Origin of the sequence: Marinomonas posidonica IVIA-Po-181 (assembly GCF_000214215.1) — a bacterium.
Classification (GTDB): Bacteria; Pseudomonadota; Gammaproteobacteria; order Pseudomonadales; family Marinomonadaceae; genus Marinomonas; species Marinomonas posidonica.
This window is the reverse complement of record NC_015559.1, coordinates 449,541-472,466: the sequence shown is the minus strand read 5'-3', so window position 1 is coordinate 472,466 and position 22,926 is coordinate 449,541. Positions and strand designations below refer to the sequence as shown.

21 protein-coding genes are annotated in these 22,926 nt (G+C 45.1%); 10 read left to right on the top strand and 11 right to left on the bottom strand.

All coding sequences use genetic code 11. The features are described from left to right. Positions 1 to 12: 12 nt before the first annotated feature. A complete protein-coding gene (locus MAR181_RS02110) occupies positions 13 to 2,334 on the bottom strand; it encodes an AsmA family protein (protein ID WP_013794966.1) in 2,322 nt (773 codons plus the stop codon). A 242-nt stretch (positions 2,335 to 2,576) separates the two neighbouring features. Between MAR181_RS02110 and hisB the strand changes: the two genes are divergently transcribed. From hisB to hisF, 3 genes are read left to right on the top strand one after another with little or no spacing between them, the layout of a single operon-like run. After that, positions 2,577 to 3,170 (top strand): imidazoleglycerol-phosphate dehydratase HisB, encoded by a 594-nt coding sequence (gene hisB, locus MAR181_RS02105; RefSeq protein WP_013794965.1) that lies wholly within the window; start codon positions 2,577 to 2,579, stop codon positions 3,168 to 3,170. A gap of 29 nt (positions 3,171 to 3,199) precedes the next feature. Further along, complete coding sequence (gene hisH, locus MAR181_RS02100) at positions 3,200 to 3,862, top strand: imidazole glycerol phosphate synthase subunit HisH (RefSeq protein ID WP_013794964.1); 663 nt, start codon at positions 3,200 to 3,202, stop codon at positions 3,860 to 3,862. Between the two features lie 42 nt (positions 3,863 to 3,904). Then, positions 3,905 to 4,678 (top strand): imidazole glycerol phosphate synthase subunit HisF, encoded by a 774-nt coding sequence (hisF, locus tag MAR181_RS02095; protein WP_013794963.1) that lies wholly within the window; start codon positions 3,905 to 3,907, stop codon positions 4,676 to 4,678. Positions 4,679 to 4,840: 162 nt separating this feature from the next. Here the strand turns inward: hisF and yghU are convergent, their stop codons facing one another. After that, entirely contained in the window at positions 4,841 to 5,698 is an 858-nt protein-coding gene (gene yghU / locus MAR181_RS02090; protein ID WP_013794962.1) for a glutathione-dependent disulfide-bond oxidoreductase, read from the bottom strand. Between the two features lie 161 nt (positions 5,699 to 5,859). On the opposite strand from yghU, the gene msrA reads away from it, so the two are divergent. The 4 genes from msrA to MAR181_RS02070 all read left to right on the top strand — a co-directional run bounded on the left by msrA (position 5,860) and on the right by MAR181_RS02070 (position 9,706). Next, the gene (msrA, locus tag MAR181_RS02085; RefSeq protein ID WP_013794961.1) at positions 5,860 to 6,507 is read left to right on the top strand and encodes a peptide-methionine (S)-S-oxide reductase MsrA; all 648 of its coding nucleotides are present in this window, start codon (positions 5,860 to 5,862) and stop codon (positions 6,505 to 6,507) included. 91 nt (positions 6,508 to 6,598) lie between these two features. Next, a complete protein-coding gene (nfsA, locus tag MAR181_RS02080; protein ID WP_013794960.1) occupies positions 6,599 to 7,336 on the top strand; it encodes an oxygen-insensitive NADPH nitroreductase in 738 nt (245 codons plus the stop codon). A 37-nt stretch (positions 7,337 to 7,373) separates the two neighbouring features. Beyond that, on the top strand, positions 7,374 to 7,898 hold the full coding sequence (locus MAR181_RS02075) for a peroxiredoxin (protein WP_013794959.1): 525 nt from the start codon (positions 7,374 to 7,376) through the stop codon (positions 7,896 to 7,898). A 152-nt stretch (positions 7,899 to 8,050) separates the two neighbouring features. Beyond that, on the top strand, positions 8,051 to 9,706 hold the full coding sequence (locus MAR181_RS02070) for an EAL domain-containing protein (protein ID WP_013794958.1): 1,656 nt from the start codon (positions 8,051 to 8,053) through the stop codon (positions 9,704 to 9,706). Between the two features lie 6 nt (positions 9,707 to 9,712). Here the strand turns inward: MAR181_RS02070 and MAR181_RS02065 are convergent, their stop codons facing one another. From MAR181_RS02065 to hutU, 7 genes are all read right to left on the bottom strand, one after another. Continuing rightward, a complete protein-coding gene (locus MAR181_RS02065) occupies positions 9,713 to 10,753 on the bottom strand; it encodes a cache domain-containing protein (RefSeq protein ID WP_013794957.1) in 1,041 nt (346 codons plus the stop codon). Between the two features lie 476 nt (positions 10,754 to 11,229). Continuing rightward, positions 11,230 to 11,520, bottom strand: a complete 291-nt coding sequence (nadS, locus tag MAR181_RS02055) for a NadS family protein (RefSeq protein ID WP_013794956.1) — start codon at positions 11,518 to 11,520, stop codon at positions 11,230 to 11,232. Between the two features lie 109 nt (positions 11,521 to 11,629). Further along, positions 11,630 to 11,785: a hypothetical protein gene (locus MAR181_RS18580; protein WP_245546199.1), complete on the bottom strand. Its 156-nt coding sequence runs from the start codon at positions 11,783 to 11,785 to the stop codon at positions 11,630 to 11,632. 298 nt (positions 11,786 to 12,083) lie between these two features. Continuing rightward, entirely contained in the window at positions 12,084 to 12,899 is an 816-nt protein-coding gene (hutG, locus tag MAR181_RS02045) for an N-formylglutamate deformylase (protein ID WP_013794954.1), read from the bottom strand. After that, positions 12,896 to 14,134 carry an imidazolonepropionase gene (gene hutI / locus MAR181_RS02040; RefSeq protein WP_013794953.1) on the bottom strand — a complete coding sequence of 413 codons (1,239 nt, stop codon included), beginning with the start codon at positions 14,132 to 14,134 and terminating at the stop codon, positions 12,896 to 12,898. The genes hutG and hutI overlap by 4 nt, the downstream gene beginning before the upstream one ends. A 10-nt stretch (positions 14,135 to 14,144) precedes the next feature. Next, positions 14,145 to 15,680 carry a histidine ammonia-lyase gene (gene hutH, locus MAR181_RS02035; protein WP_013794952.1) on the bottom strand — a complete coding sequence of 512 codons (1,536 nt, stop codon included), beginning with the start codon at positions 15,678 to 15,680 and terminating at the stop codon, positions 14,145 to 14,147. A gap of 136 nt (positions 15,681 to 15,816) precedes the next feature. After that, positions 15,817 to 17,508 carry a urocanate hydratase gene (gene hutU / locus MAR181_RS02030; protein WP_013794951.1) on the bottom strand — a complete coding sequence of 564 codons (1,692 nt, stop codon included), beginning with the start codon at positions 17,506 to 17,508 and terminating at the stop codon, positions 15,817 to 15,819. A gap of 288 nt (positions 17,509 to 17,796) precedes the next feature. Here hutU and MAR181_RS02025 point away from each other — a divergent pair, with 288 nt between their 5' ends. Together MAR181_RS02025 and MAR181_RS18015 are read left to right on the top strand one after the other, a co-directional pair. After that, complete coding sequence (locus MAR181_RS02025) at positions 17,797 to 19,188, top strand: formimidoylglutamate deiminase (protein WP_013794950.1); 1,392 nt, start codon at positions 17,797 to 17,799, stop codon at positions 19,186 to 19,188. Next, complete coding sequence (locus tag MAR181_RS18015; RefSeq protein ID WP_013794949.1) at positions 19,181 to 19,816, top strand: HutD/Ves family protein; 636 nt, start codon at positions 19,181 to 19,183, stop codon at positions 19,814 to 19,816. The genes MAR181_RS02025 and MAR181_RS18015 overlap by 8 nt, the downstream gene beginning before the upstream one ends. A 30-nt stretch (positions 19,817 to 19,846) precedes the next feature. Here the strand turns inward: MAR181_RS18015 and hutC are convergent, their stop codons facing one another. Further along, positions 19,847 to 20,602 carry a histidine utilization transcriptional repressor HutC gene (gene hutC / locus MAR181_RS02015; RefSeq protein ID WP_013794948.1) on the bottom strand — a complete coding sequence of 252 codons (756 nt, stop codon included), beginning with the start codon at positions 20,600 to 20,602 and terminating at the stop codon, positions 19,847 to 19,849. Between the two features lie 73 nt (positions 20,603 to 20,675). Next, entirely contained in the window at positions 20,676 to 21,326 is a 651-nt protein-coding gene (locus tag MAR181_RS02010; RefSeq protein WP_013794947.1) for a cytochrome b/b6 domain-containing protein, read from the bottom strand. Between the two features lie 219 nt (positions 21,327 to 21,545). On the opposite strand from MAR181_RS02010, the gene MAR181_RS02005 reads away from it, so the two are divergent. Next, on the top strand, positions 21,546 to 22,574 hold the full coding sequence (locus MAR181_RS02005; protein ID WP_013794946.1) for a GyrI-like domain-containing protein: 1,029 nt from the start codon (positions 21,546 to 21,548) through the stop codon (positions 22,572 to 22,574). The last annotated feature ends 352 nt before the right edge of the window (positions 22,575 to 22,926 follow it).

The following is a 22,926-nucleotide window of genomic DNA, read 5'->3' as shown; positions in this document are numbered from 1 at the left end:
GTTTTATGTCATTCAAAACAAGCTTTTTAATTTATCTTTTAGCTTATCCTTGAGGCGTTCCTCTTCGGCTTCGCGCTTCGCTTTCAGCTCGGCTTTTAATCGAGCTTCTTCGGCGTCACGTTTGGCCTTTAATTCCGCCTTCAATTCCGCCTCTTTTTGTTTCAGCTCTGCTTTTAGTTTGGCTTTTTCTTCCGCCAATTTTTGTGCCGCTTCTTGCTTCGCTAAGTCCGCGAACAATGTTCCAAAGCCCACTAAATCTGGACGACACAAACCGGCAGGATCATCGCTGAATGCCCCTTTACAAACCACTGGAAAGGTTAATTGAGTGACTGTTTCATTCACCCCACATGCGGCATCTAACTGGCTGCCAGCAATCCCCACATTGACTTGGTAATTCAGAGATTGAGTGGGCAAGGCAATGATGCCATCCCCCGTCACTTGTAACCCCACTGAGCTAATAGCTAAACCCGGTGTTGAAATCTGACCATCGACTATATGAGCAGGAAAGCGCATGGTCTCAAACGGAGTATCATTACCAAATTGACTGACATTGAGTGTCTTTTTACGAATCGATGCTATGCCTTCACAGACACTTTTGGTCAAGTTTGTCCCCACCAAAGCCCCCTGCTTTATTTCCACCAGCAAGTCACCTTGTAATGATGACATCAGAGCATCGACACTGTTTCCTTGGCTGGTTAAATCACCCCTTAAGAAGGTTTCCCCGGCAATGTTATCCATTGCCATTAAATCGATCAGAAATGGTTGAATCTGTACCGCTTCGACACTGGGTTCAATGTCTATTTTAGGCGTATTACCACGAACATCTAGGCGTAATTGAGACGATACTTTACCTTGGTATAACGATGCTTCCAAAGGCGAAATGCTGACGACGCCATTAGTTTGAGTGGTATCCAAAGCCAATTGGTCTATGGTGAGTTTTTTGACCTGAATGTCATCAAATATCAGACCAACATGACCATTAAGACCCCGAATTAATTCCACAGGTATCAATTCTGCCTCAGTGGGATTGGCTTGCGCCTTACCACTCGCCGTTGTGCTTTTTGCTTCTATGCCAATTTTTGTTTCTGCTTCTGTATCGACACCGGCTTCCGCTTCGACGGGGTCGGGTAAGTAGCGATCCAAGTCCAGATTGGCACCGGCAATACTGACATCCCAGCGCAAGGGAGAAAGAGACAACACAGCATTTGCTTCTATTTTCGTATCGTCCAACACAATGGCAATAGGCTGTACCGTCAATTCATCCAAACTGCCTTCTAGAGCAACATTGGCACTGGCTTTCGTCAAGGCCGTTGAATCGGCCATATCAGGCAATGGGATCTGCAAAGCGGTTAATAAGGTACGTGGGTTAAACGCCCCAACCGACAAGGTCGCTGAGAACTTTGGATCACTTAACACTTCAAATGCCTGAACTTTCGCATCTAGATTTACGCCCATCGAACTGAGTGACAAACCATCAATCAACAAGTTTTCCTGTGGCAAATCCATCGCCACATTGACTGCGCTTAGCTTCGCCTCTAACGGGCTAGCCGGAATCGCCTCACCCGATATGCTGGCTTGCACCACCAAGGCATCTAATAAAAGGGATTCACGTTCAGGGAAAACGGTTAATTGGCTGTTTAAACTCGCTTCCACCTTAATCGATTGGTGTCCTTGTAGATCACTCTGAGTCAGGCTCGCTTCCATCACCATTGGCCAAGCTTTGTCCCACTGTACGTCTTTTAACTGCACATCTAAGTCAGCTTCGATCAATTGCTTAGTTTGTTCATTCCGGTAAACAATCTGAGCCTTTTCAATACGCAACTCTTCTAGGTGGATGTCTGGAATTTTAACGTCGCTACTGTGTGCTGTTTGCGAAGCTGAAGCGCTAACGTTTGAACTCCCCTTAACCACAGCCATGTTGGCATCTGTCTTTGAAGTAGAGGGCGGTATCTGCAACTGCCAGTTTCCTTCGCCTTGAGCATTTTGATGAAGATGAGCTTTCAGGTTCACCAAATTGACCTTGTTTACCTGAATTTTTTGTTCTAGCAAGGGAAGCATCGCCAAACCAAATTCGGCTCGATCAAATTGCACGATTTCAGCATCGGACCCAATGGCCACACCAATGTTTTCCATCTCTAAGCCTAACCAAGGAAAAAAGGACCAACCAATGTCGCCCTCTAAACGCAACCTCACATTGGCTTTTTCCATTGCGACATTTTTCAGCTCATCTTTAAAATCATTCGGGTTCACAAACAGCCCGACATAGGCCAACGCCAAACCGATCAAAGTCAGTAGAATCAAGACAAAGTAAACAAATCGCTTAAACCAAACCATCAATAAACGCTCCCTATAAAGGCGCAAAACAACACGCAAATTCGTTCAAAAACACACCGATGATGAGCACAACTGGTGGCCCTATCATAGCACCCGCAAGCCGAGTTAATCGATCCAATAGCCAGAACTCATGAAAAAACCTGCCGTTAAGGCATAGCCGCTAACGAGCCCTCGTTCTATAATGGGCGCACTATGTCATTAAAGTGGCGGTCAGTCGCCATCAACTGTGGAGAATCCAATCAATGTCCGATCGCGTTGCCAGTGTCGAGCGTAATACGCTTGAAACTCAGATCAAGGTGTCGATCAACCTAGACGGTACCGGTAAATTTAACTGCGTCACAGGCGTACCTTTTCTAGATCATATGCTAGAGCAAGTCGCTCGCCATGGCCTGATCGATCTAGACATTCACGCGGTTGGTGACCTTCACATTGATGCTCACCACACAGTAGAAGACCTAGGCATTACCTTAGGCCAAGCCTTTGAAATTGCCGTTGGCGATAAAAAAGGCATCAAGCGTTATGGGCACGCCTATGTTCCACTAGATGAAGCGCTTTCCCGCGTAGTGATCGACTTCTCTGGTCGACCAGGCTTGGAGATGCATGTGCCCTTTACTCGTGCTTCTGTCGGTGGTTTTGATGTGGATTTGTTTTCAGAATTCTTCCACGGCTTTATCAATCACGCCAAAGTAACCTTGCACCTAGACAACCTACGTGGCAAAAACACTCACCACCAAGCTGAAACTGTTTTCAAAGCGTTTGGTCGTGCCCTACGTATGGCACTGGAAGTGGATGAACGTATGGCTGGTCAAATGCCATCTACAAAGGGCTGCTTGTAAGCCTCTAGTTGTTTTAGGACAGGTAAAATATGAGTCAAGTTCACACTTCAACGGTTGCCGTGATTGACTACGGTATGGGCAACTTACATTCGGTCGCCAAAGCTTTAGAACACGTGGCCGACGATCATACTCAAGTGATTGTCACCAGTGACCCTGCTGTCATTGATGCGGCCGATCGCGTTTTATTACCAGGCGTAGGGGCCATCCGTGATTGCATCGGTGAAATGCACAACACCGGATTGGTCCCCAGCATTCAGAAAGCCATGCGGGAAAAACCGTTTTTAGCAATTTGTGTCGGTATTCAATCCTTGATGTCACACAGTGAAGAAAACGGCGGGGTTGATTGCCTAAACCATTTCCAAGGCAACGCCTTATTCTTCGGCAACGACCATAAAGATCATGATGGCAGCAAACTGAAAGTGCCACACATGGGCTGGAATCAGGTGAAACAGAGTATTTCACACCCACTTTGGCAAGGGATTCCAGACAATGCCCGCTTCTACTTTGTGCACAGTTACTATGTGGTACCAAGCAATAAAGATGATGTAGCTGGCACTTGTGACTATGGTTTGGAATTCTGTGTTGCTCTTGCTCATGACAATGTCTTTGCCGTGCAATTCCACCCAGAAAAGAGCCACAAAGATGGTTTGCAACTCTACAAAAACTTCATCCATTGGGATGGCAAACCTTAGCCCCCCTCATTTAACGAGCGAAGTAAAAGATTAGGAGCCGACATGGGCTTAGCAAAACGAATTATTCCTTGTCTGGATGTGGACAATGGGCGAGTCGTCAAAGGGGTACAATTTGTGGATATCCGCGACGCTGGTGACCCAGTTGAAGTGGCCAAACGTTACGATGAACAAGGAGCTGATGAGATCACCTTCTTAGACATAACCGCCAGCTCAGACGACCGTGAAACCACAGTACATATGGTCGAAGCCATTGCCGCGCAAGTATTTATTCCACTTACCGTAGGTGGTGGTATTCGAACTTGTGACGACATTCGTCGCATGTTGAATGCCGGTGCCGACAAAGTGGGCATTAACACGGCTGCGGTATTCAACCCAGAATTTGTCCGTGAAGCAGCGCAACGCTTCGGTTCACAATGTATTGTGGTGGCCATCGACGCCAAGAAAGTCAGTGCCGAAGACGAACCAGACAAGTGGGAAATTTTCACCCACGGTGGTCGTAAACCCACCGGGTTAGACGCAGTTGAGTGGGCGAAGAAAATGGTCGATTACGGCGCCGGTGAAATACTACTCACCAGTATGGACCGTGACGGTACTAAAAATGGCTTTGATCTCGGCGTCACTCGCGCCATCAGCGAAGCGGTTCACGTTCCGGTGATCGCTTCAGGTGGTGTTGGTAACCTTGAGCATCTTGTTAAAGGTGTCACCGAAGGCAAAGCCGATGCCGTATTAGCCGCCAGTATTTTCCACTTTGGCGAATACAGTATTGAAGAGGCCAAGCAATGCATGGCCGAGGCCGGCATTGAGATGCGTTTGTAGCCTCTCACCAGCTCAAATGAAAAAAGCCTACTTGATCACAAGGTAGGCTTTTTTCATTATGGTTTGCCAGTGGGCAAATATGTCGAGTTAAATAACTCACTCTTTCAAACTAGACCAAGGATTTTTTCCTGTCCAATTTTTAGTGCACTTTTTTTGACTAATTTAACCTAAATCTAAACCGTCAAAATCACTGGCATCATGGCGTTCGTGTAACTGCGCGCCATCACCAAAAGAGCGGTTCACCACACGACCTCGTTTCACCGCGGGACGTTGCTCTATCAACTTAGCCCAACGCACGACATGCTGATAACTTGCAACGTCTAAAAATTCCGCGGCGTTATAGAGATTACCGAGCACCAAATTGCCGTACCACGTCCAGATCGCAATATCAGCAATGGAATACTCTTCACCTGCCATATACGTATTGGCAGCAAGGTGTTTATCCAATACATCCAGCTGGCGCTTGGTTTCCATGGTGAAGCGATCAATCGGGTATTGCATCTTAGTTGGCGCGTAAGCGTAAAAGTGTCCAAAACCACCGCCCAAATAAGGCGCAGACCCCATTTGCCAGAACAACCAGTTACGGCATTCGGTTTTCGCTTGGTGATCTGTTGGCACCAAAGCATCAAATTTTTCAGCCAGATATTGCAAGATGGCACCAGACTCAAATACACGCGTTGGTGGTGTGGTACTGTGATCCATCAAAGCGGGGATTTTAGAATTTGGGTTGATGTCGACAAAACCAGAAGAAAACTGATCGCCCTCTCCAATATTAATCAAGTAGGCATCGTATTCCGCTTCCCTAATCCCCATTGCCAACAACTCTTCCAACATAATAGTCACTTTCTGGCCATTTGGTGTGGCTAAGGAATGCAGTTGAAGTGGGTGATTACCAACTTCAAGGGTCTTTTCATGTGTCGCCCCCGCAATAGGACGGTTAATGTTGGCAAATTGTCCGCCACTTTTTGCTTCCCACTGCCAGACTGTTGGTGGCACGTATTCTTGGTGGTTATCGCTCATTACGCTTCCTCTTAAATTCTGTGTAAGAAATCCATCACTGGTAACGTCTATAGATTATGATTGGTACATGTCATTCATTATGGGCTTGATTTGCAACATGACAAGCTTGGTACATAGCGTTAATGGGTAAAAAATGAGAATCCCCTACTTGAGGTCAACAAATGAAAAACCACCATACTGCGTTTTCGCCCTTGAAACCCATCTGCCAAAGCATACTCACAGGCTGGCTCATAGGAAGTGCAGCATTTGCCCCTACAGCCCATGCTGAACAACAACGTTTGATTGTCGCTGGAGGGTGTTTCTGGTGTGTGGAATCAGACTTTGAAAAAGTACCAGGGGTCATCAAAGTAGAATCCGGCTACACTGGAGGCCAGACCCTGAAACCAACCTATAAACAGGTTTCCTTGGGAAAAACAGGGCATTATGAAGCCGTTGAGATCGTCTTTGAGGATGATCAAGTTTCTTTAACAAGTTTGGTGGATTACTTCTGGAAAACCATTGACCCCACCGACGCCAGTGGTCAGTTCTGCGATAAAGGCGCTCCCTACCGTACCGGGCTGTTTTATCAAAATGAGTCACAGCGAGCGATATTTGAAGCGTCTTTGGCAAAAATAACCAAAGAAAAGCCCTTTAACGCCGACATCGTCACACCCATCTTACCTGCCAGTGAGTTTTATCTGGCAGAGCAATATCATCAAGACTATTACAAAAAGAACCCCATTCGCTATGGCTTTTATCGTTCCAGCTGTGGACGTGACCGAACAATAGAACAGCTTTGGGGAGAGGTTGCCAGCAAGGACTATCATTAATATGAAAAAACAAGACGTTAACGACTACCGTCTTGTCGAAACAGGATTCAGCCTCTAGTATGAAAGGCCATTATCTACTGGAGGAATTCCCTTGAATCCCATATTACAGGCCCAAAAATCCCATAAGTCGATTCGTCAATATACCGATCAAACCATAGATAATGCCTTGCTAGAAAAACTGATTAGCGCGGCTCAGGGCGCAGCATCATCCAGTTTTATTCAGGCTTATTCGATTATTCAAATCACTAATCCAAAACATCGACAGCAGATTGCCACATTAGCCGGTGGCCAAGGTTGGGTTGAGTCGGCTGCTGAGTTTTTGGTAATTTGTGCCGATTTAACCCGTGTTGAGTATTGCAGTGAAAAACAAGGTTTAGGTCCATTAGACGGCAATACCGAGCATTTTATCGCCGCCACAACCGACGCCACGTTTATGGCACAAAATTTAATGTTGGGCGCCGAATCCGTTGGTCTTGGTGCGGTGTTTATTGGTGGTATTCGCAATGATCCTGAGCAATTAGCTCAACTGCTTGAACTCCCCAAACAGGTGTACCCTATTTTCGGCTTATGTCTGGGTTACCCAGATGCTCAACCAGATCTCAAACCTCGTCTTCCAGTGAACAGCATCTTACATAGGGACACCTACGATACTTCACGCTGCGCCTCAGATGTGGAAGCATATGACCAACAAATGCAGACTTATTACCGATCCAGAGATGACAATAAAAAACAAAGTAATTGGTCTGAACAAACAGCCGCCGCCGTGCAAAAGAAAAAGCGCGAACACATGCTAAGTTTTTTACAAAATCACGGCTTTTTAAAGTGCTAATCCTATTGAAATACCCTAAATGAAAAAAGGAAAACTCATGTTAAAACATGTCCCTCAGGTAATATTTAAAACCCGCGTACGCAATGAAGCACTCGGCGGACCAAACCCATTCGAATGGAAAGATGTATCAACCGATGATCTGTTTAAAAACAAAAGTGTCGTAGTGTTTTCATTACCTGGTGCCTTTACACCAACTTGCTCAACCTCTCATTTACCTCGTTATGAGGAACTGTATGAAGAATTTAAAGGGCAAGGTGTGGATACTGTCATTTGTATCTCAGTCAACGATGCCTTCGTTATGTTCCAATGGGGTAAGAGCCAAAATGCGAAAAATGTTTTTCTACTGCCGGATGGCAATGGTGACTTCACTCGTCAAATGGGCATGCTGGTGAAAAAAGACAATCTTGGTTTCGGTATGCGTAGCTGGCGTTATGCCATGCATGTGGACAATGGTGAAATCAAAAAAATGCTGACCGAGCCAGGGTATCAAGATAATGCTCCCAGTGATCCATTTGAAGTGTCTGATGCGGATACCATGTTAGCTTATCTGAAAAGTCGTTAATCTAAACTCACAATACATAACAAAAAGGGAAGGCACATTAGCAGACTTTCCCTTTTTTAGACGTCTTATTTCTTTTTTAGCGAATAATCAGTTAAACTCCTTTTAGAAGATTTTAAGTTACGCATTACACATCAGGATAAAAGCGACAAATCATGCTGGGGTATTTTCGAAAGAAATCCATCATACTCGATATGATATTGTCATCCGTCTTGCTGCCATCATGGCAAAAGCTGAGTATTTATCTTCTCTTTTCCATCAGTGTCAGTCTGTTCGCACACCATGCTTTCTACCTCTACCAAGAACAGCATTCCCTACAGCGTTACTTAGAAGGCATCATTGAGCGTACCAAGCAATCCGTCTTCCAAATGCGTACAAGTCTTAATTTGGCCATCACCAATGATCAGATAGCCTGTTCTGACAAAGACCTCAATAGTTTGCGAATAGCGCTATTGAAATACCCTTATATTGAAGACATAGGGCGTATTACAGAGGATCATAAGCTCATTTGCTCTGCTTTGTGGGGCCCATTCACACCACCTCTAGAACTTCCTAAACAAGCTAACATAGACACCAGTTTTCGCATTAATTGGCCTGAAACCAATGGACTGTTTGCAAAAGGACAACAACGCTCCGTGTTTAGTGCTGGAAATGCTTTTGTCATTCCTTCTCCAGCCACTTTCACAGATTTAATTCGCCACTCTCGCAAAACGGGTAGTGTGCTGTATTCTTCAAAAAAACAACATATTTATCGAATTTTCGATGACATCACCTTAGAAGAAGCTAAAAAGGCCATGTCTTACTCAAAGAATAATGTGCCTATGTTGCCCACGGCTAACAATATATTAACGTTAAGAATATGCCCTGCTGGCTTTAATTTCTGCGCCACGGCCATTGATAAAAGAACAGGTTATTTTGACATGAATATCTGGCAATGGCTTTGGGCGATTTTGGTCGGGGCGTTCTTTGGGATGTTCATGGCATTTAGTTGGGCGATTTTTAAGTCCAACCGTCGTTCACTGATTTACCGTTTAAAATACGCCATTAAAAATGATCAAATATATTCACTTTACCAACCTAAAATCCAATTAAATACAGGTGAAATCATTGGTGTTGAAGCCTTAGCACGTTGGCAAGACCAAGAACTGGGTACGGTTTCACCAGACCAATTCATCGCTTGTGCTGAGAAAAATAAACTCATCACCCCTCTGACGCAGCAGCTAGTGAAGAAAAATTTAGACGACATGTTGCGCTATTTGAAAGCCAACTCGGACTTTACCCTAAGCATCAATTTGTCCATCCAAGATCTTTCAAACCCAAGCTTCTTACATTTCGTTGAAAGGCAAGTACAGCAGAGAGGCATTCATCCAGGACAGATTATTTTCGAAGTGACCGAACGTTCCGCGGCACAAAGTGACGTATTAAAACAAGTCACCAAACGTTTCTTACGCAAAGGGTACCAAATTTCTCTTGATGATTTTGGTACAGGCTTTTCGAACTTGTCTTGGTTAACCGCCTTTGATCCTCATGAAATCAAAATTGATAAGATGTTTATTCAATCCATTGGCACTCAAACCGTCAACCAGATCACCTTAGACAGTATTTTTCTGTTGGTCAGTAAATTGGACGTGAAGCTTGTTTTTGAAGGCATTGAATCACTAGAAGAAGTCGATTACCTAACACAACACACCCCCAATGCCATTGGACAAGGCTGGCTATATTCAAAAGCAGTCGATACCGAGTCACTTGGTAAGCTGTTAAAAAATCAGCCGTTTACCTCCACTGCCTTCTTAACCAACTCACCAGACTAAGCTTTTTTAAAAGTCTAAGTTACCTAAATCATCAATGATTTTATTGGCACCTTGCTTGATATTTGACGACTGTTCAACGGCGCAATTCAACTGGACCAAAACCTCTTCAAGATCCTGTAATAATGCAAAATAAGATGCTTGAATAACCGCTATATCTTGTTCAGAGTTGTGTGACAAAGCCTCTGAAAGCTGACGACCTTGAACCAGCAACTGCTGCATTAGTTTTTCAGCTTGCTGTGTCGCAAGCGTCACCTCTTCAGTTTTGTCTGCCACCATATACGCATGCTGTTGCATGGACTCAAAAGCGTGATAAAAATGCTCAAAACTGTCTCTAATTAAATAGAGCAAACTGCCTTTGTGAAAGCGCTCTTCGATTAAATAGTGAACCCCTTCTCGTTCCACTCTTCTCATCAAATCATAAGCTCGATTAGGGTCATCCCCCAACACGCTAATCGTATTTCGATAGACCCACAATAACACGCCCAAGAGAAGTAAAAACGAAGCCACCGCAATCGCGATTACAAGATGAGTATACTGACGTAAGGTTTCATCCAACTCATCTAAATAAACGCCAATACCTATCATCCATCGCCAATCCGGCAACAAGGTCATGCCGTTCACTTTCACATACAAAGCATTTGAAGTAGCTTTACGGCTTTCACCAACAACAAACATGAAAGGATGTTCATCTAAATCATTGACATATTTAGGGTAAGAAGTCTGAAACGCCCCAACAACAGATTGTTTGACATGCACTCTCGCAATGCCATTTGAATCATTTGCCCAGATATAATAGTTATCAAATCGCATCGTAGATAACAGCGCTTCTACCTTTTCTTCCGCCTCTTCACGGGTCAGTATCTGATTCTTCTCTTGCTCTATATAGTAATTCGCCTGATTCACCGTAAATTTCAAAATCGACTGAATTTCATGCTTTCGAGCATCAATAAGACTCTCTTTTAAAGTATAAACAGACAAATAAGACAGTCCCGCAATAACTAAAAACACAACGAAAACAATCAAAGTGAATTTACTTGAAAGCTTCATACATTCTCTCTCAGAGTGATTTTGATTGATCCAACTATACGATGCTTAAGCCTAAATTAATTGTTTTTTTATGTAGTTGATTACCCCGTCATATCAAACCAATAAGTAAACGAAAATCACTATTATTCCCTTCCCTCAAATACGCGGATAGAACCGCTAAACTCCCACAACAAATCCAAGCCCACTAACTGCGTTAACAGAATCGTTCGGACTTCATAATACACCTCTTATTTAACTAGATTTTAACGTTAATAGGTGTCTAGTAAAGTCTGGGAAGTCCAGCTATTTAGAATATTGGAATATATAGAAGGCGATTATTCAAAATTAGCATCAAAAGGCAGAAACCAACCAAAAATCCCAAATACTCCAGAAAACGAAAAGCTACTTCAAACTTTACAGAATCTCGAAGTAGTAAATTCGTTCAAAAAAGTAGGGGATATTTTCAAAGTATTTAAAAAGCATAAATAACTGTTTGGTTAACCATGCAACGCCTTTAGCGCATGTTCAGGATCAGCATCGACAATTTTCAGCAAAGCACGTGCTGGCCCTGTTGGCTGACGACGGCCTTGTTCCCAGTTCTCTAAAGTACGTTTGCTAACCCCTAACAGGCTAGCAAAGCGACTTTGGCTTAAGCCGGTTTTTGTCCGAATCGCTTTTACTTCTGGCTCGGCAAATTCCGTGATGCGCGCCGCCGTGTTTTGGCCTTTTATGATGCCATCGGCTTGTTGCACGCTTTCCAGTAATTCATTAAATACACCGTCGTTCATAATGACCACCTTTCCACTATCTGTCTGAGAGTTTTGATTTGTGCATCGGTTAAGTTGTCTTGTGTGTTTTTTGGAAAAACATACAGCATGTAAACTTGATCATTATTGGTCATCCAATAATAGATGATCGCACACCACCTCTTTTACCACGTCCATCAACAGACCAACGAACCTTCCTCAAACCACCACTGTTCTTAATTAATACACCAAGATCAGGTTTAGCCACTAAGGCTTCCTGCAATTCTTTGTATTCGTCGTCATTCATTATTTCTCTGATGAGTTTAGTGAAGATAGACGTTTCAATAATCACCATACCATCACCAAATTATACGCCATTGGCGTAATTTGTCGATCAAAAATCAAACAGAAATAATGAAAAGCAGAAGACGCTAAAAAATAGTTTTTGAACATATAAGAATTCCTTTTCCTATAAATTTGATACATCCACCATGACGCTCTATTCCATTGGCGTCAAGAAAAACGAAAGCTAAGAAATCCTATGACCAAAAAAATCCCCATGTCATTTTTACAACATAGGGACTCTCAGTAAAGAATAAGAAAAACTAGAATCTTATCTGCAAAATGCCTTCCATCACTTCCCTAAGTTGCTGTTGGATAAAGGGTAATTTACTTTGATCCAAGTGATATTCGTTTTGCTGAGCGGCATTTTCATCTAGGTAGGTGGCTTGAGACAGTTCTAGCTGAATGGCGTGAATACCTTCTGCTGGCTGGCCAAATTGGCGCGTAATGTAACCGCCTTTGAATCGACCATTGAGCACTTGGGTGTAATTTGGTCGTAAGATTTGCGTGAGCATACCCGGTAGAGCCATATCACAAGATTCACCATTGTTGGTGCCCCAATTAAAGTCTGGCAAGTGACCTTCAAACAACATGGGCACTTCGGCGGCAATGCTGTGAGCATCAAATAAGACGGCATAACCAAATTTGTCTTTCAGGCGAGCTAGCTCTTTGGCAATGGTATCGTGATAAGGACGCCAGATTTGTTTTTTACACGCTTGGCGATGAGCTTCTGCGGGCGTTTTCTCAGCCTGAAAAACAGCTTCATCGATAAACAAAATATCAGGAAACAATCCCGTGGTTTTGGTCGCATAAAGGGGCTTGTCATCGTAAGGGCGATTCAAATCAATCACGTAACGAGAATAATTGGCTTTGATGCAACCAATACCCAAATCAGCCAGATCGCCATATAACTCAGGAATAAACCAATCCGTATCAGGCAATTTAGCCGCCAAATCCGTCAATCCCGCCGCCACTTCTGGGGTGAGATTCAAACCTGAGTGCGGCATACTGACCAATAACGGAGAATCACCTTGAGTAAACTCGAACGGAGACGCAATAGAGGATACAGATTCACTCATGATGTTAATTTTCCTTGCTGAATGCGCTGTTTCAATAACTGACCGCCCAACCAATAGCACAACTCACCGGGGCTTTCCACATCCCAGCAAACAAAATCAGCCGCTTTGCCAACGACCAAAGAGCCATGCGTCTCTGCCATACCAAGCGCTTGCGCTGCATGAATGGTGGCACCAGCCAAGGCTTCTTCTGGCGTCAAAGCAAACAAGGTACAAGCCATGTTCATCATCAAACGCAACGACAAAGCAGGTGACGTCCCAGGGTTGGCATCGGTAGCAATGGCCATTGGCACCTGATATAGACGTAACCAATCAATCGGGGGTTTTTGGGTTTCTTTTAAGGTGAAAAACGCCCCGGGTAACAAAACCGCTACTGTGCCTGCCTCGGCCATGGCTTGGACGTCTGCCTCTTCAATAAATTCAATATGGTCGGCAGATAACGCCTGAAACGAAGCCGCCATGCGAGTACCACCTTGTGAAGTAAGCTGCTCAGCATGAATTTTAACGGGCAAGCCCAAAGCTTTGGCTTTTTCAAAATAGCGTGATACTTGCTCAGTACTGAAAGCAATGCCTTCACAGAAAGCATCCACGGCATCCGCTAGTCCTAATGACGCAACCGTTGGTAAAACCTCTTCGCACAAATAGTCTACGTAAGCGTCTTTGTCATCGAATTCTGGCGGCATGGCATGAGCCGCCAGACAAGTCCGTTTCACATGAATCGGTAGTTGATCTTCTAACTGGGCTGCAACCCGTAGCATTTTGAGTTCGCTTTGCAGGGACAAACCATACCCAGATTTAATTTCAACCGTGGTCACACCGTCTTGCATCAGACTGCTCAAACGACGTTTGGCTGACGCCAGCAAGGTCGCTTCACTGGCATCACGAGTCGCCTTCACGGACGCGGCAATACCGCCCCCTTGTTTAGCAATCTCTTGATAGCTGACACCATTCAAACGCTGTTCAAACTCACCGGCACGGTTGCCACCGAAAACCAGATGCGTATGGCAATCAATCAAACCTGGCGTGACCCAACCACCCGCAAAATCATGCTCTTGTTGAGCCTCATAAGCTGGCAGTTTACTCATTTCGTCAAGCCACACAATACGACCGTTCCGAACGCCAATTGCCGCCTTTTCGATCACCGAAAAATGCCCATCTTGCATGGTCGCAACATGAGCACCATACCAAAGGCTGTCTAGAATCAAGGGGCGATCTGTGGGCCCCGTTGCCTGAGTCATAGGGTCTCCTTTAGGCCACACTTGGCAATAAGCCAGATGGCATCGCCCCGTTGTGAGCGGCTTCTTTTAGCAACTCATTGGCATTGGCTATGTCTGGAGCAAAGTAACGATCTTTATCATAAAAAGGCACACGAGCACGTAATGTTGCACGAGCCTGTTCTAATTTTTCGGTTGATTTCAACGGCGCACGAAAATCCAGACCTTGTACGGCAGACAGGATTTCAACCGCCAAAATACCACGAGTGTTTTCCGCCATGTCTTTCAGACGGCGAGCGGCGAACGTCGCCATAGACACATGGTCTTCTTGGTTTGCCGACGTAGGTAAACTGTCCACTGAGGCAGGGTGAGCATAGGTTTTGTTTTCGCTCGCCAACGCCGCCGCTGTCACTTGCGCGATCATGAAACCTGAGTTCACACCACCATTGTCTACCAAGAAAGGCGGCAATTTACTCAAATTACTGTCGATCAGTAACGCCATACGACGCTCAGACAAACTGCCAATTTCAGCGATAGCTAAAGCCAGATTATCGGCCGCCATGGCCACGGGCTCAGCATGAAAGTTACCACCGGAAATGATGTCACCTTCTGCAGCAAACACCAAAGGGTTGTCCGACACTGAGTTGGCTTCCACACACAGAGATTTTGCGGCGTTACGAATTTGTTCTAAACACGCGCCCATCACTTGTGGCTGACAACGCAATGAATAGGGGTCTTGTACTTTCTCACAACCCTGATGCGAGTCACCCAATTCACTGCTTTTACCCAACAAGTGACGATAAGCGGCAGCCGCATCCATTTGAGTCTGATGACCACGAACCTCATGAATACGCGCATCAAAAGGACTACGACTGCCCAATGCAGCCTCTACCGATAGCGCCCCGCAGGTCACAGCTGAAGCAAACAAATCTTCCGCTTCAAACAAGCCTTCTAATGCAAATGCCGTCGACGCTTGTGTACCATTCAATAACGCTAAGCCTTCTTTTGGCGCTAAGGTAATCGGCGACAAGCCAGCAACCGCCAAAGCCGCTTGGCCAGAAATGACTTCACCACGGTAACGCGCTTGGCCTTCACCCAGTAAAATAGTACTCATGTGCGCCAAAGGTGCTAAGTCACCCGACGCACCCACAGAGCCTTTTTTCGGGATGCATGGATACACTTCTTTATTGATCAAGGTAATAAGCGCTTCAATCACTTCTAAGCGAATGCCAGAAAAGCCTCGGGCTAAACTGTTGACCTTCAAGGCCATGATCAGCTTCACCGTACTGTCATCCATTAACTCACCGATTCCAGCGGCGTGAGACAAGACGATACTGCGTTGCAATTCTTCCAAATCGTCCGGCGCGATGCGAGTGTTGGCTAATAAACCAAAACCCGTATTAATGCCGTAGACGGTTCTGTCTTCGGCAATCACATCATTCACCACTTGAGTGCTGGCATGAATGGCTGGAATCGCCTGCTCATCTAAACTCAGTCGTACTGACTGACGACTAATTTGACGTAATTCATGAAGGCTCAAATGGCCTGGTTTAATCATTAATTCAAACATGGTGTTCCTCAATTTTTATAATATGTTTTTCATCTGCGTTTCCATATCGGATGACGCTTAATAACGTGTTCTTAACCGCAAATAAAAAACCAATACCGAGTAAGGCACTCGCCCTTACTCGGTATCTGTTTGTGTATTACTGTTTGCCGCTAATCATCGGCAGATGTAAATTTTGTTCTTTGGCACAGTCAATCGCAATATCGTAACCCGCATCCGCATGACGCATCACGCCTGTTGCAGGATCATTGGTCAATACACGGGCAATTCGTGCAGCGGCTTCGTCGCTACCATCACAAACAATCACCATGCCCGAGTGTTGGGAAAAGCCCATACCGACTCCACCACCATGATGTAAAGAGACCCAAGTGGCACCCGATGCCGTATTCAACATGGCGTTCAATAATGGCCAATCCGATACCGCATCGGAACCATCCTGCATGCCTTCAGTTTCACGGTTCGGGCTGGACACAGAACCGGAATCCAGATGATCTCGACCAATCACAATCGGCGCGGATAATTCGCCTGATCTGACCATTTCATTAAAGGCTAGGCCTAACTTAGCCCGCTGCCCTAAACCCACCCAGCAAATACGCGCTGGCAAGCCTTGGAATTGAATACGTTCACGGGCCATGTCTAACCAGTGATGCAAATGCGCGTCATCTGGAATCAGCGCTTTTACTTTAGCATCGGTTTTGTAAATGTCTTCTGGATCACCTGACAAAGCGGCCCAACGGAAAGGACCAATGCCACGACAAAATAGAGGACGAATATAAGCTGGTACAAAGCCTGGGAAATCAAAGGCATTTTCCACCCCTTCTTCCATTGCCATCTGACGAATATTATTACCATAGTCAAAAGTCGGAATGCCCATTTTCTGGAATGCGAGCATGGCTTCAACGTGTTTCGCCATCGACTGTTTTGCCGCTTTCACCACAGCCTGCGGCTCGGTTTGTGACTTCTCACGATACACTTCCCAACTCATGCCCAAAGGCAAATAACCATTTAGTGGATCATGAGCTGAGGTTTGGTCGGTGACCATATCTGGACGGATTCCACGTTTTACCATTTCCGGTAAAATGTCGGCAGCATTACCACACAAAGCAATGGAAACCGCTTGACCTGCTTCAGTGTACTTTTTAATGCGCACTAAAGCGTCATCTAGGTCAGTTGCTTGCTCATCCACATAACGAGTACGCAAACGGAAATCGATACGACTTTGCTGACATTCAATGTTCAATGAGCAAGCGCCTGCCAAGGTCGCCGCCAAAGGTTGTGCCCCCCCCATGCCACCTAAGCCTGCGGTTAATACCCAACGACCAGTTAAATCGCCTTCATAATGCTGACGTCCCGCCTCAACAAACGTCTCATAAGTACCTTGTACAATCCCTTGACTGCCAATGTAGATCCACGAACCTGCCGTCATCTGACCATACATTGCCAAGCCTTTGGCATCCAACTCATTAAAGTGTTCCCAGTTTGCCCAATGAGGCACTAGGTTAGAGTTAGCAATCAATACACGCGGCGCATTTGAATGGGTCTTAAATACCCCGACAGGTTTACCCGATTGCACCAATAGGGTTTCGTCTTCTTCTAAATTCGTTAATGACTCCACAATTTTGTCATAACATTCCCAATCCCTTGCCGCTCGGCCAATACCGCCATACACCACAAGCTCTTCTGGGTTTTCAGCAACATCCGGATCAAGGTTATTCATTAGCATGCGCATGGGTGCTTCGGTAAACCAAGACTTTGCCGTTAAGGTGTTTCCGGTAGCGGCTTTTACTACGCCAGCTCGGTAACGTTTATGAGGAGTATTAGAATGAGCCATGTTAGTCACCTTTTTGGTCATTTTTAGCAATTTAACTTTTAAATGTATATACAACTTAAAATAAAGATAGTGAGTTCGTTTTTCAGATGCAAGCTATTTTTCGACCAAATTGGCGAAAAAACCCACAGAAATGGCTGAACAAAAAATCAAAAACCACATAATCTCAATAAAATCAGTGAGATATCAAGAGAGTAAAAAACATTAAGAATGGGAGATAAAATGACAACTTGTATATACATTATTTTTTGAACTAAACTTAGTGAATTAACATTCACTAGGCTAAAGACGATGCATCACACCCACACTCAACCAATCCAACACTTTTTTGCCAAACAGGCGTTGCTACCAACTGGCTGGGCTGAAAACGTGCTGTTTGCCGTCCAAGAAGGTCATTTTCTGTCAGTCACTGCAAACAGTCAGGCGACAGCAGACTGCACCTTCTTATCAGGTCCAGTGTTACCCAGCATGCCAAATTTGCATTCCCACGCCTTTCAGCGAGTCATGGCGGGCATGGCGGAAGTCTGCTTGAACCCTGATGACAGTTTTTGGAGTTGGCGTGATCTGATGTATAAGATCGTTCAAAAACTTTCCCCAGAGGACGCTAAAGTCATCGCCAGCCAGCTCTACATCGACATGCTAAAAGCTGGTTATACACAAGTGGGGGAGTTTCATTATTTGCATCATGATCTGGGTGGACAGCCTTATTCGGACCCAGCCGAAATGTCGAAACAGATACTGGCCGCCGCGGATGAATCCGGCATCGGGCTCACGTTACTGCCTGTACTTTACGCCCACTCAGGCTTTGGTGGACAAATGCCGAATACAGGGCAAGCTCGTTTTGTCCATTCAACAGAAGACTACCTCGCCCTTTTTCAACAATGTGAACACAGCTTAAAACCACACACTTTGCACCAGCTGGGGATCTGCTTCCATTCACTGAGAGCGGTCACGCAAGAACAAATACAACAGGTTCTGCCCGCATTGGACTCACACTACCCCATTCATATCCACATTGCCGAACAGCAAAAAGAAGTCAACGACTGCTTAGCATGGAGTGGTCAACGACCGGTTGAATGGCTGCACAATGAAATCGGTTTAAACGAACGCTGGTGTCTAGTTCACGCCACTCACTTAAACCATGACGAACTCACTGCGATCGCTCAGCAGGGTGCAGTTGCAGGGTTATGTCCAACAACGGAAGCCAATTTGGGAGATGGCATTTTCCCCGCCGTGGAGTTTGAACTTGCCAAAGGACGTTGGGGCATTGGCTCGGACAGCCATGTCAGCTTGTCACTGGTGGAAGAATTACGAGTGCTGGAGTACAGCCAACGATTACGAGATCAACAACGTAATCGACTTTATCGTCAAGGTGAAAACCGGATTGGTGACAACCTTTACCAACAGGCTCTGTTGGGCGGCAATCAAGCGTGTCATGTGTCTTTTGGCTTGCAACCAAAACACCGCGCGGATTTTATCGTGCTCGATCCAAACTCGCCTTTTGTCGCCGCCAGTCATCCAAAAGACTTGATCAACCGTTGGCTATTCGCCACCAATGAAAACCTGATCAAGGATGTTTTTGTGGCTGGCCAACATACTATTAAGAACTTTCATCATGAACAAGAAGAGCAACATAAAGCCGACTTCATCAAGGTCATCAAAAAGGTGATTTACGATGCTTAATGACACGTCGATCTTCTCGATCATAGAACAAGCGGATTACCCAATCGTGCCATGGAAAAATGGTCTAGGACACACCCGAAACATTGCCCGCCTGTCGGATGAACAAGGTTTGCAATACCGCATCAGTCAAGCGTCTGTGGTGGAGAACGGCTTATTCTCCGACTTTAGTGGTTTGCACCGAATCCTGATTCTACTTTCTGGTCATGGGCTCGCCATGACACACCAGAATGAACAGGGCATGCAACACATCCGGCTTACTAAGGTATTGGAGATGGCGCAGTTTTCAGGCGGTGACCAAACCTTTGCGTCACTCACTGATGGTCCCATTGAGGATTTGAATGTCATGGTGAGAGAAGCCGACACCAAGGCTCAAGTGATAGCACGACAGGCCCCAACTGAGTTGGCATTCGATCCCATTCAATCAAATGCGCTACTGCATGCTATTTACTGTGCTGAGGAATGTGAACTGTATGATCATCACGCAGATCGTTTCCATTCTTTCTCCGCACACAGTTTTATCACTCTCCTAAATTCAGAAATGGACCCAAACAGCCTGAGAAAAAGACCACTGGATTTAATCAGAGGTCGAGTCATTCAGATTCAAATAATGAAAACACCATCGTCGTAGCAGGCTCGAACTTTACAAACCTCAAATAAACTAACGTCCGAAGTGACCAAATAACTGGAATCGGGCCCCTGGGTGGAGTAAACGCGCGACCGTCACTATGTCTTCTCCAGACCAAGTACGGCGTTTAATTTGCAAACAAGGTTCTTGCGGTGAAATTTGCAAACGCTGACATTCTTCCGGATTGGGCAAAATGGCTTCCACCAAATGTTCGCCTTCCGTCATGGGTGCCACGCTCATCAAATACTCATAAGAAGTATGGGTTGAAAAATCTTGCTGATCATAGTCCGGCGCCAAACTGGCGTTGACAATGCGCTCTTCGATTTGAATGGGTAAATCGTTTTCAAAGTGCAAAACAACGGAACGAAAAATAGGATGGTTGGTTCTGACGCCCAAGCTAACGGCTTCTTCCACACTGGCTTTGGCCGATTCCAACACCAAGAGTTCGGATTTATGTTGATGGCCCCGAGCGGCAATTTCTTCAGCGATATTATGTACTTCAAATAACGCCGAATGGGCTTTTTTCTCCGCCACAAAGGTACCCAAACCTTGGTGACGAACTAAGAAGCCTTCTGCCGTCAATTCACGCAACGCACGATTCACCGTCATACGGCTCACGCCCAAGGCTTTGACCACTTCCAGCTCAGACGGAACACGCTGATTCACTGACCATTCGCCAGAGGTAATCTTTAGCACAATCGCCTGTTTTAGCTTGGCGTATATTGGCTGTGAGACATCTGGCAGATCCTCAAACAGGTTAGCGACGTTTATTGTTGTTGGCTCAGACACAAGGCGTTCCATTAGCACATGAATGTGTGCAAATTATACCGTTAGTCAACCAAAACAAACAATTACAACAAGACTATATTGGCATCATCCACAAGGCTGCTAACCATGAAAGCCCCATTAACAAGGAAAAAATGACACCCCATCTAGGTGTGGTTGCTGATAACCCCACCTGTTTCTTACGACCACGAACCATGGCGTCAATGAGTCGCTCTTTCAAATGCACCTCATGATAGAGCACAGCCAGAACATGCATCGCCACCAGCCCCAGCAACCAATTTGGTAAAAAACGATGTATTGAGACTAAAACACTGGACACCTCTTCGGATACCAATCCATTAAAGGGGCCAAACCAGAAAATATCATCACTACTAAAGAGCCCTGTCCCCCATTGCACAGATAACAAGGTCAGTAATGCCACCACCATCAAAGCACCTAACGGATTGTGACCAAGATACGACTTAGGCTGTCCTTGTAGCAAGGATTTGGCGAAATACCATACCCGTTTTGGCCCTCTTACAAATTGTCCAAACAAGGCATAACGAGAACCGTAAAAACCATACAAGACCCGAGCAATGATGACACTCGATAAGCCATAGCCAAAATAGAAATGGAACTGAAGATAATCTTCTTCCGCTTTACCTGTGATGATCAAACCCGTAAACAATACCACCATTAACCAATGGCTTAATCGTACTGGCCAATCCCAAACTAATGTTGATTTCATTTTCATCCCCTGCCCGTTTTGAAAATCCCATCTTTATATTTGTAAAACAATCAGATTAGACACTATGCTACAAAAGTCACCTTAGGAAAATCCCCGCATGACATATTGCAAAGATGCGCATGATAAAACCACTGATGGCAACCCTGTTTTAACAAGCATGCTTTGACAAAAGCAGGTTTAAAACGACACGTTTAAAACGAAAAGTGGGCTGAGTTCAATATGATCCTATTACTGTTTGCTCTCGTGTGCTTAGGGCTATTACTGACCTTATATGCCAATGCCTTTAAAGGGCGTTTTTTCAAACGTCATCATTTGTTGGTGGATTTAGACATAGAAACCGTCAACGAACACTTGCAAGACCTCAATAGCTGGACAAACTGGCTGCCTTGGTTGCTGTTTGAGAAACAGGCGCAGATTGAATTGGAATACGCCAATCCACTATCCCCTTTGCCATCCTGTTTAGTCTGGCGAGGAGATCTAATTAAACAGGGCAGCCTATCGTTAGAAGCCGCCCGCCCTAATGCCCTTTATTATCATACATTGGTAGCAGCGCCCGCTTTTTATCCCTGCGATTTTCATTTCAATTTAGACCTCACAAAACAAAAACACGGCACCTTAATCAGCTTCCAAGTGACAGGAGAGCTGCCTTTTCTAAAATGTTGGCAACAAGCTGATTATGCTATTCGAGCCGATAAAGACGCCGAGTTAGCCATGTTGTTACTCAATGCTGACCTGCAAACAAAAGTGGTACAAGACGCCGATGAAATGGAGCCCTTTGAATTCCTAGCCCAAACCCGACTCGACAATTTAGATGCTGTGACACGCCCATTTACTGTGAATCATCAGCCCATGTCCCAAAAAATGGATCAAGGATTTCATGATTTAATGACCACGTTAGGCCCTGAAAATCCACCAGCGGGCCCCAGCTTTGCGTTATACCGGCAAGTTGACTTAGCCAATCATGTCTTCACAGGCCGTTTGGGGATTCCCGTGCAAAACATGGCGCCCTGTGAACTGTGCCCTGAACGCATTGTGTTACCTGGGAACTATTTGGCCTTACGCTATACGGGACGTTACCAACATTTGTCCGTAGCATGGCATGTACTCTATCAATTCATGCGACTGCGTAAGCTCAAGCCTCATCGCCATCGCGAAGGCATCGAAATTTTTGAAGTCGGTCCAGCACATGCGGAACAGCCAAAGAATTATGTCACTCGAATCTGTTTACCGATTAAAACATTGGCCTGAGGCACATTTTATGGGACAGTTTAAAACCCATATTGTTTTATTCGGTTAAAAAATCCATATGTTAAAATCACCTACGTATATTGCCCTCGTCGACAGTCTGGTTCGCATCCTTCTGACTATCATCATTTTTTATACTGTCGAGTATTTTTTTGCTGTTCAAAATACACTCGTGTTGGCTCTCGTTTCAGTGGTGATCGCCCATGTGGTTTTTCGAAGTTTCCTCTCCTTATTACGTCGTCAAAAAAAGCAACACGATGTAGACTCAAACTCAGAATAACGGCTAATCAAGCACCCCCTGATAAGCACGACATAGGCTCAATGGATGAATCACCTGGTCGTTTAGATTCATTCA

Coding starts and splice junctions, on each gene's coding strand:
- MAR181_RS02065 (WP_013794957.1), bottom strand. CDS start 10,753: ATGAAGCTTTCAAGTAAATTCACTTTGATTGTTTTCGTTGTGTTTTTA.
- hutI (WP_013794953.1), bottom strand. CDS start 14,134: ATGACTCAGGCAACGGGGCCCACAGATCGCCCCTTGATTCTAGACAGC.
- MAR181_RS02005 (WP_013794946.1), top strand. CDS start 21,546: ATGATCCTATTACTGTTTGCTCTCGTGTGCTTAGGGCTATTACTGACC.
- hisB (WP_013794965.1), top strand. CDS start 2,577: ATGTCCGATCGCGTTGCCAGTGTCGAGCGTAATACGCTTGAAACTCAG.
- MAR181_RS02010 (WP_013794947.1), bottom strand. CDS start 21,326: ATGAAATCAACATTAGTTTGGGATTGGCCAGTACGATTAAGCCATTGG.
- yghU (WP_013794962.1), bottom strand. CDS start 5,698: ATGAGCGATAACCACCAAGAATACGTGCCACCAACAGTCTGGCAGTGG.
- nadS (WP_013794956.1), bottom strand. CDS start 11,520: ATGAACGACGGTGTATTTAATGAATTACTGGAAAGCGTGCAACAAGCC.
- MAR181_RS18580 (WP_245546199.1), bottom strand. CDS start 11,785: ATGAATGACGACGAATACAAAGAATTGCAGGAAGCCTTAGTGGCTAAA.
- MAR181_RS18015 (WP_013794949.1), top strand. CDS start 19,181: ATGCTTAATGACACGTCGATCTTCTCGATCATAGAACAAGCGGATTAC.
- MAR181_RS02025 (WP_013794950.1), top strand. CDS start 17,797: ATGCATCACACCCACACTCAACCAATCCAACACTTTTTTGCCAAACAG.
- MAR181_RS02110 (WP_013794966.1), bottom strand. CDS start 2,334: ATGGTTTGGTTTAAGCGATTTGTTTACTTTGTCTTGATTCTACTGACT.
- hisF (WP_013794963.1), top strand. CDS start 3,905: ATGGGCTTAGCAAAACGAATTATTCCTTGTCTGGATGTGGACAATGGG.
- hisH (WP_013794964.1), top strand. CDS start 3,200: ATGAGTCAAGTTCACACTTCAACGGTTGCCGTGATTGACTACGGTATG.
- MAR181_RS02075 (WP_013794959.1), top strand. CDS start 7,374: ATGTTAAAACATGTCCCTCAGGTAATATTTAAAACCCGCGTACGCAAT.
- hutG (WP_013794954.1), bottom strand. CDS start 12,899: ATGAGTGAATCTGTATCCTCTATTGCGTCTCCGTTCGAGTTTACTCAA.
- hutH (WP_013794952.1), bottom strand. CDS start 15,680: ATGTTTGAATTAATGATTAAACCAGGCCATTTGAGCCTTCATGAATTA.
- MAR181_RS02070 (WP_013794958.1), top strand. CDS start 8,051: ATGCTGGGGTATTTTCGAAAGAAATCCATCATACTCGATATGATATTG.
- msrA (WP_013794961.1), top strand. CDS start 5,860: ATGAAAAACCACCATACTGCGTTTTCGCCCTTGAAACCCATCTGCCAA.
- hutU (WP_013794951.1), bottom strand. CDS start 17,508: ATGGCTCATTCTAATACTCCTCATAAACGTTACCGAGCTGGCGTAGTA.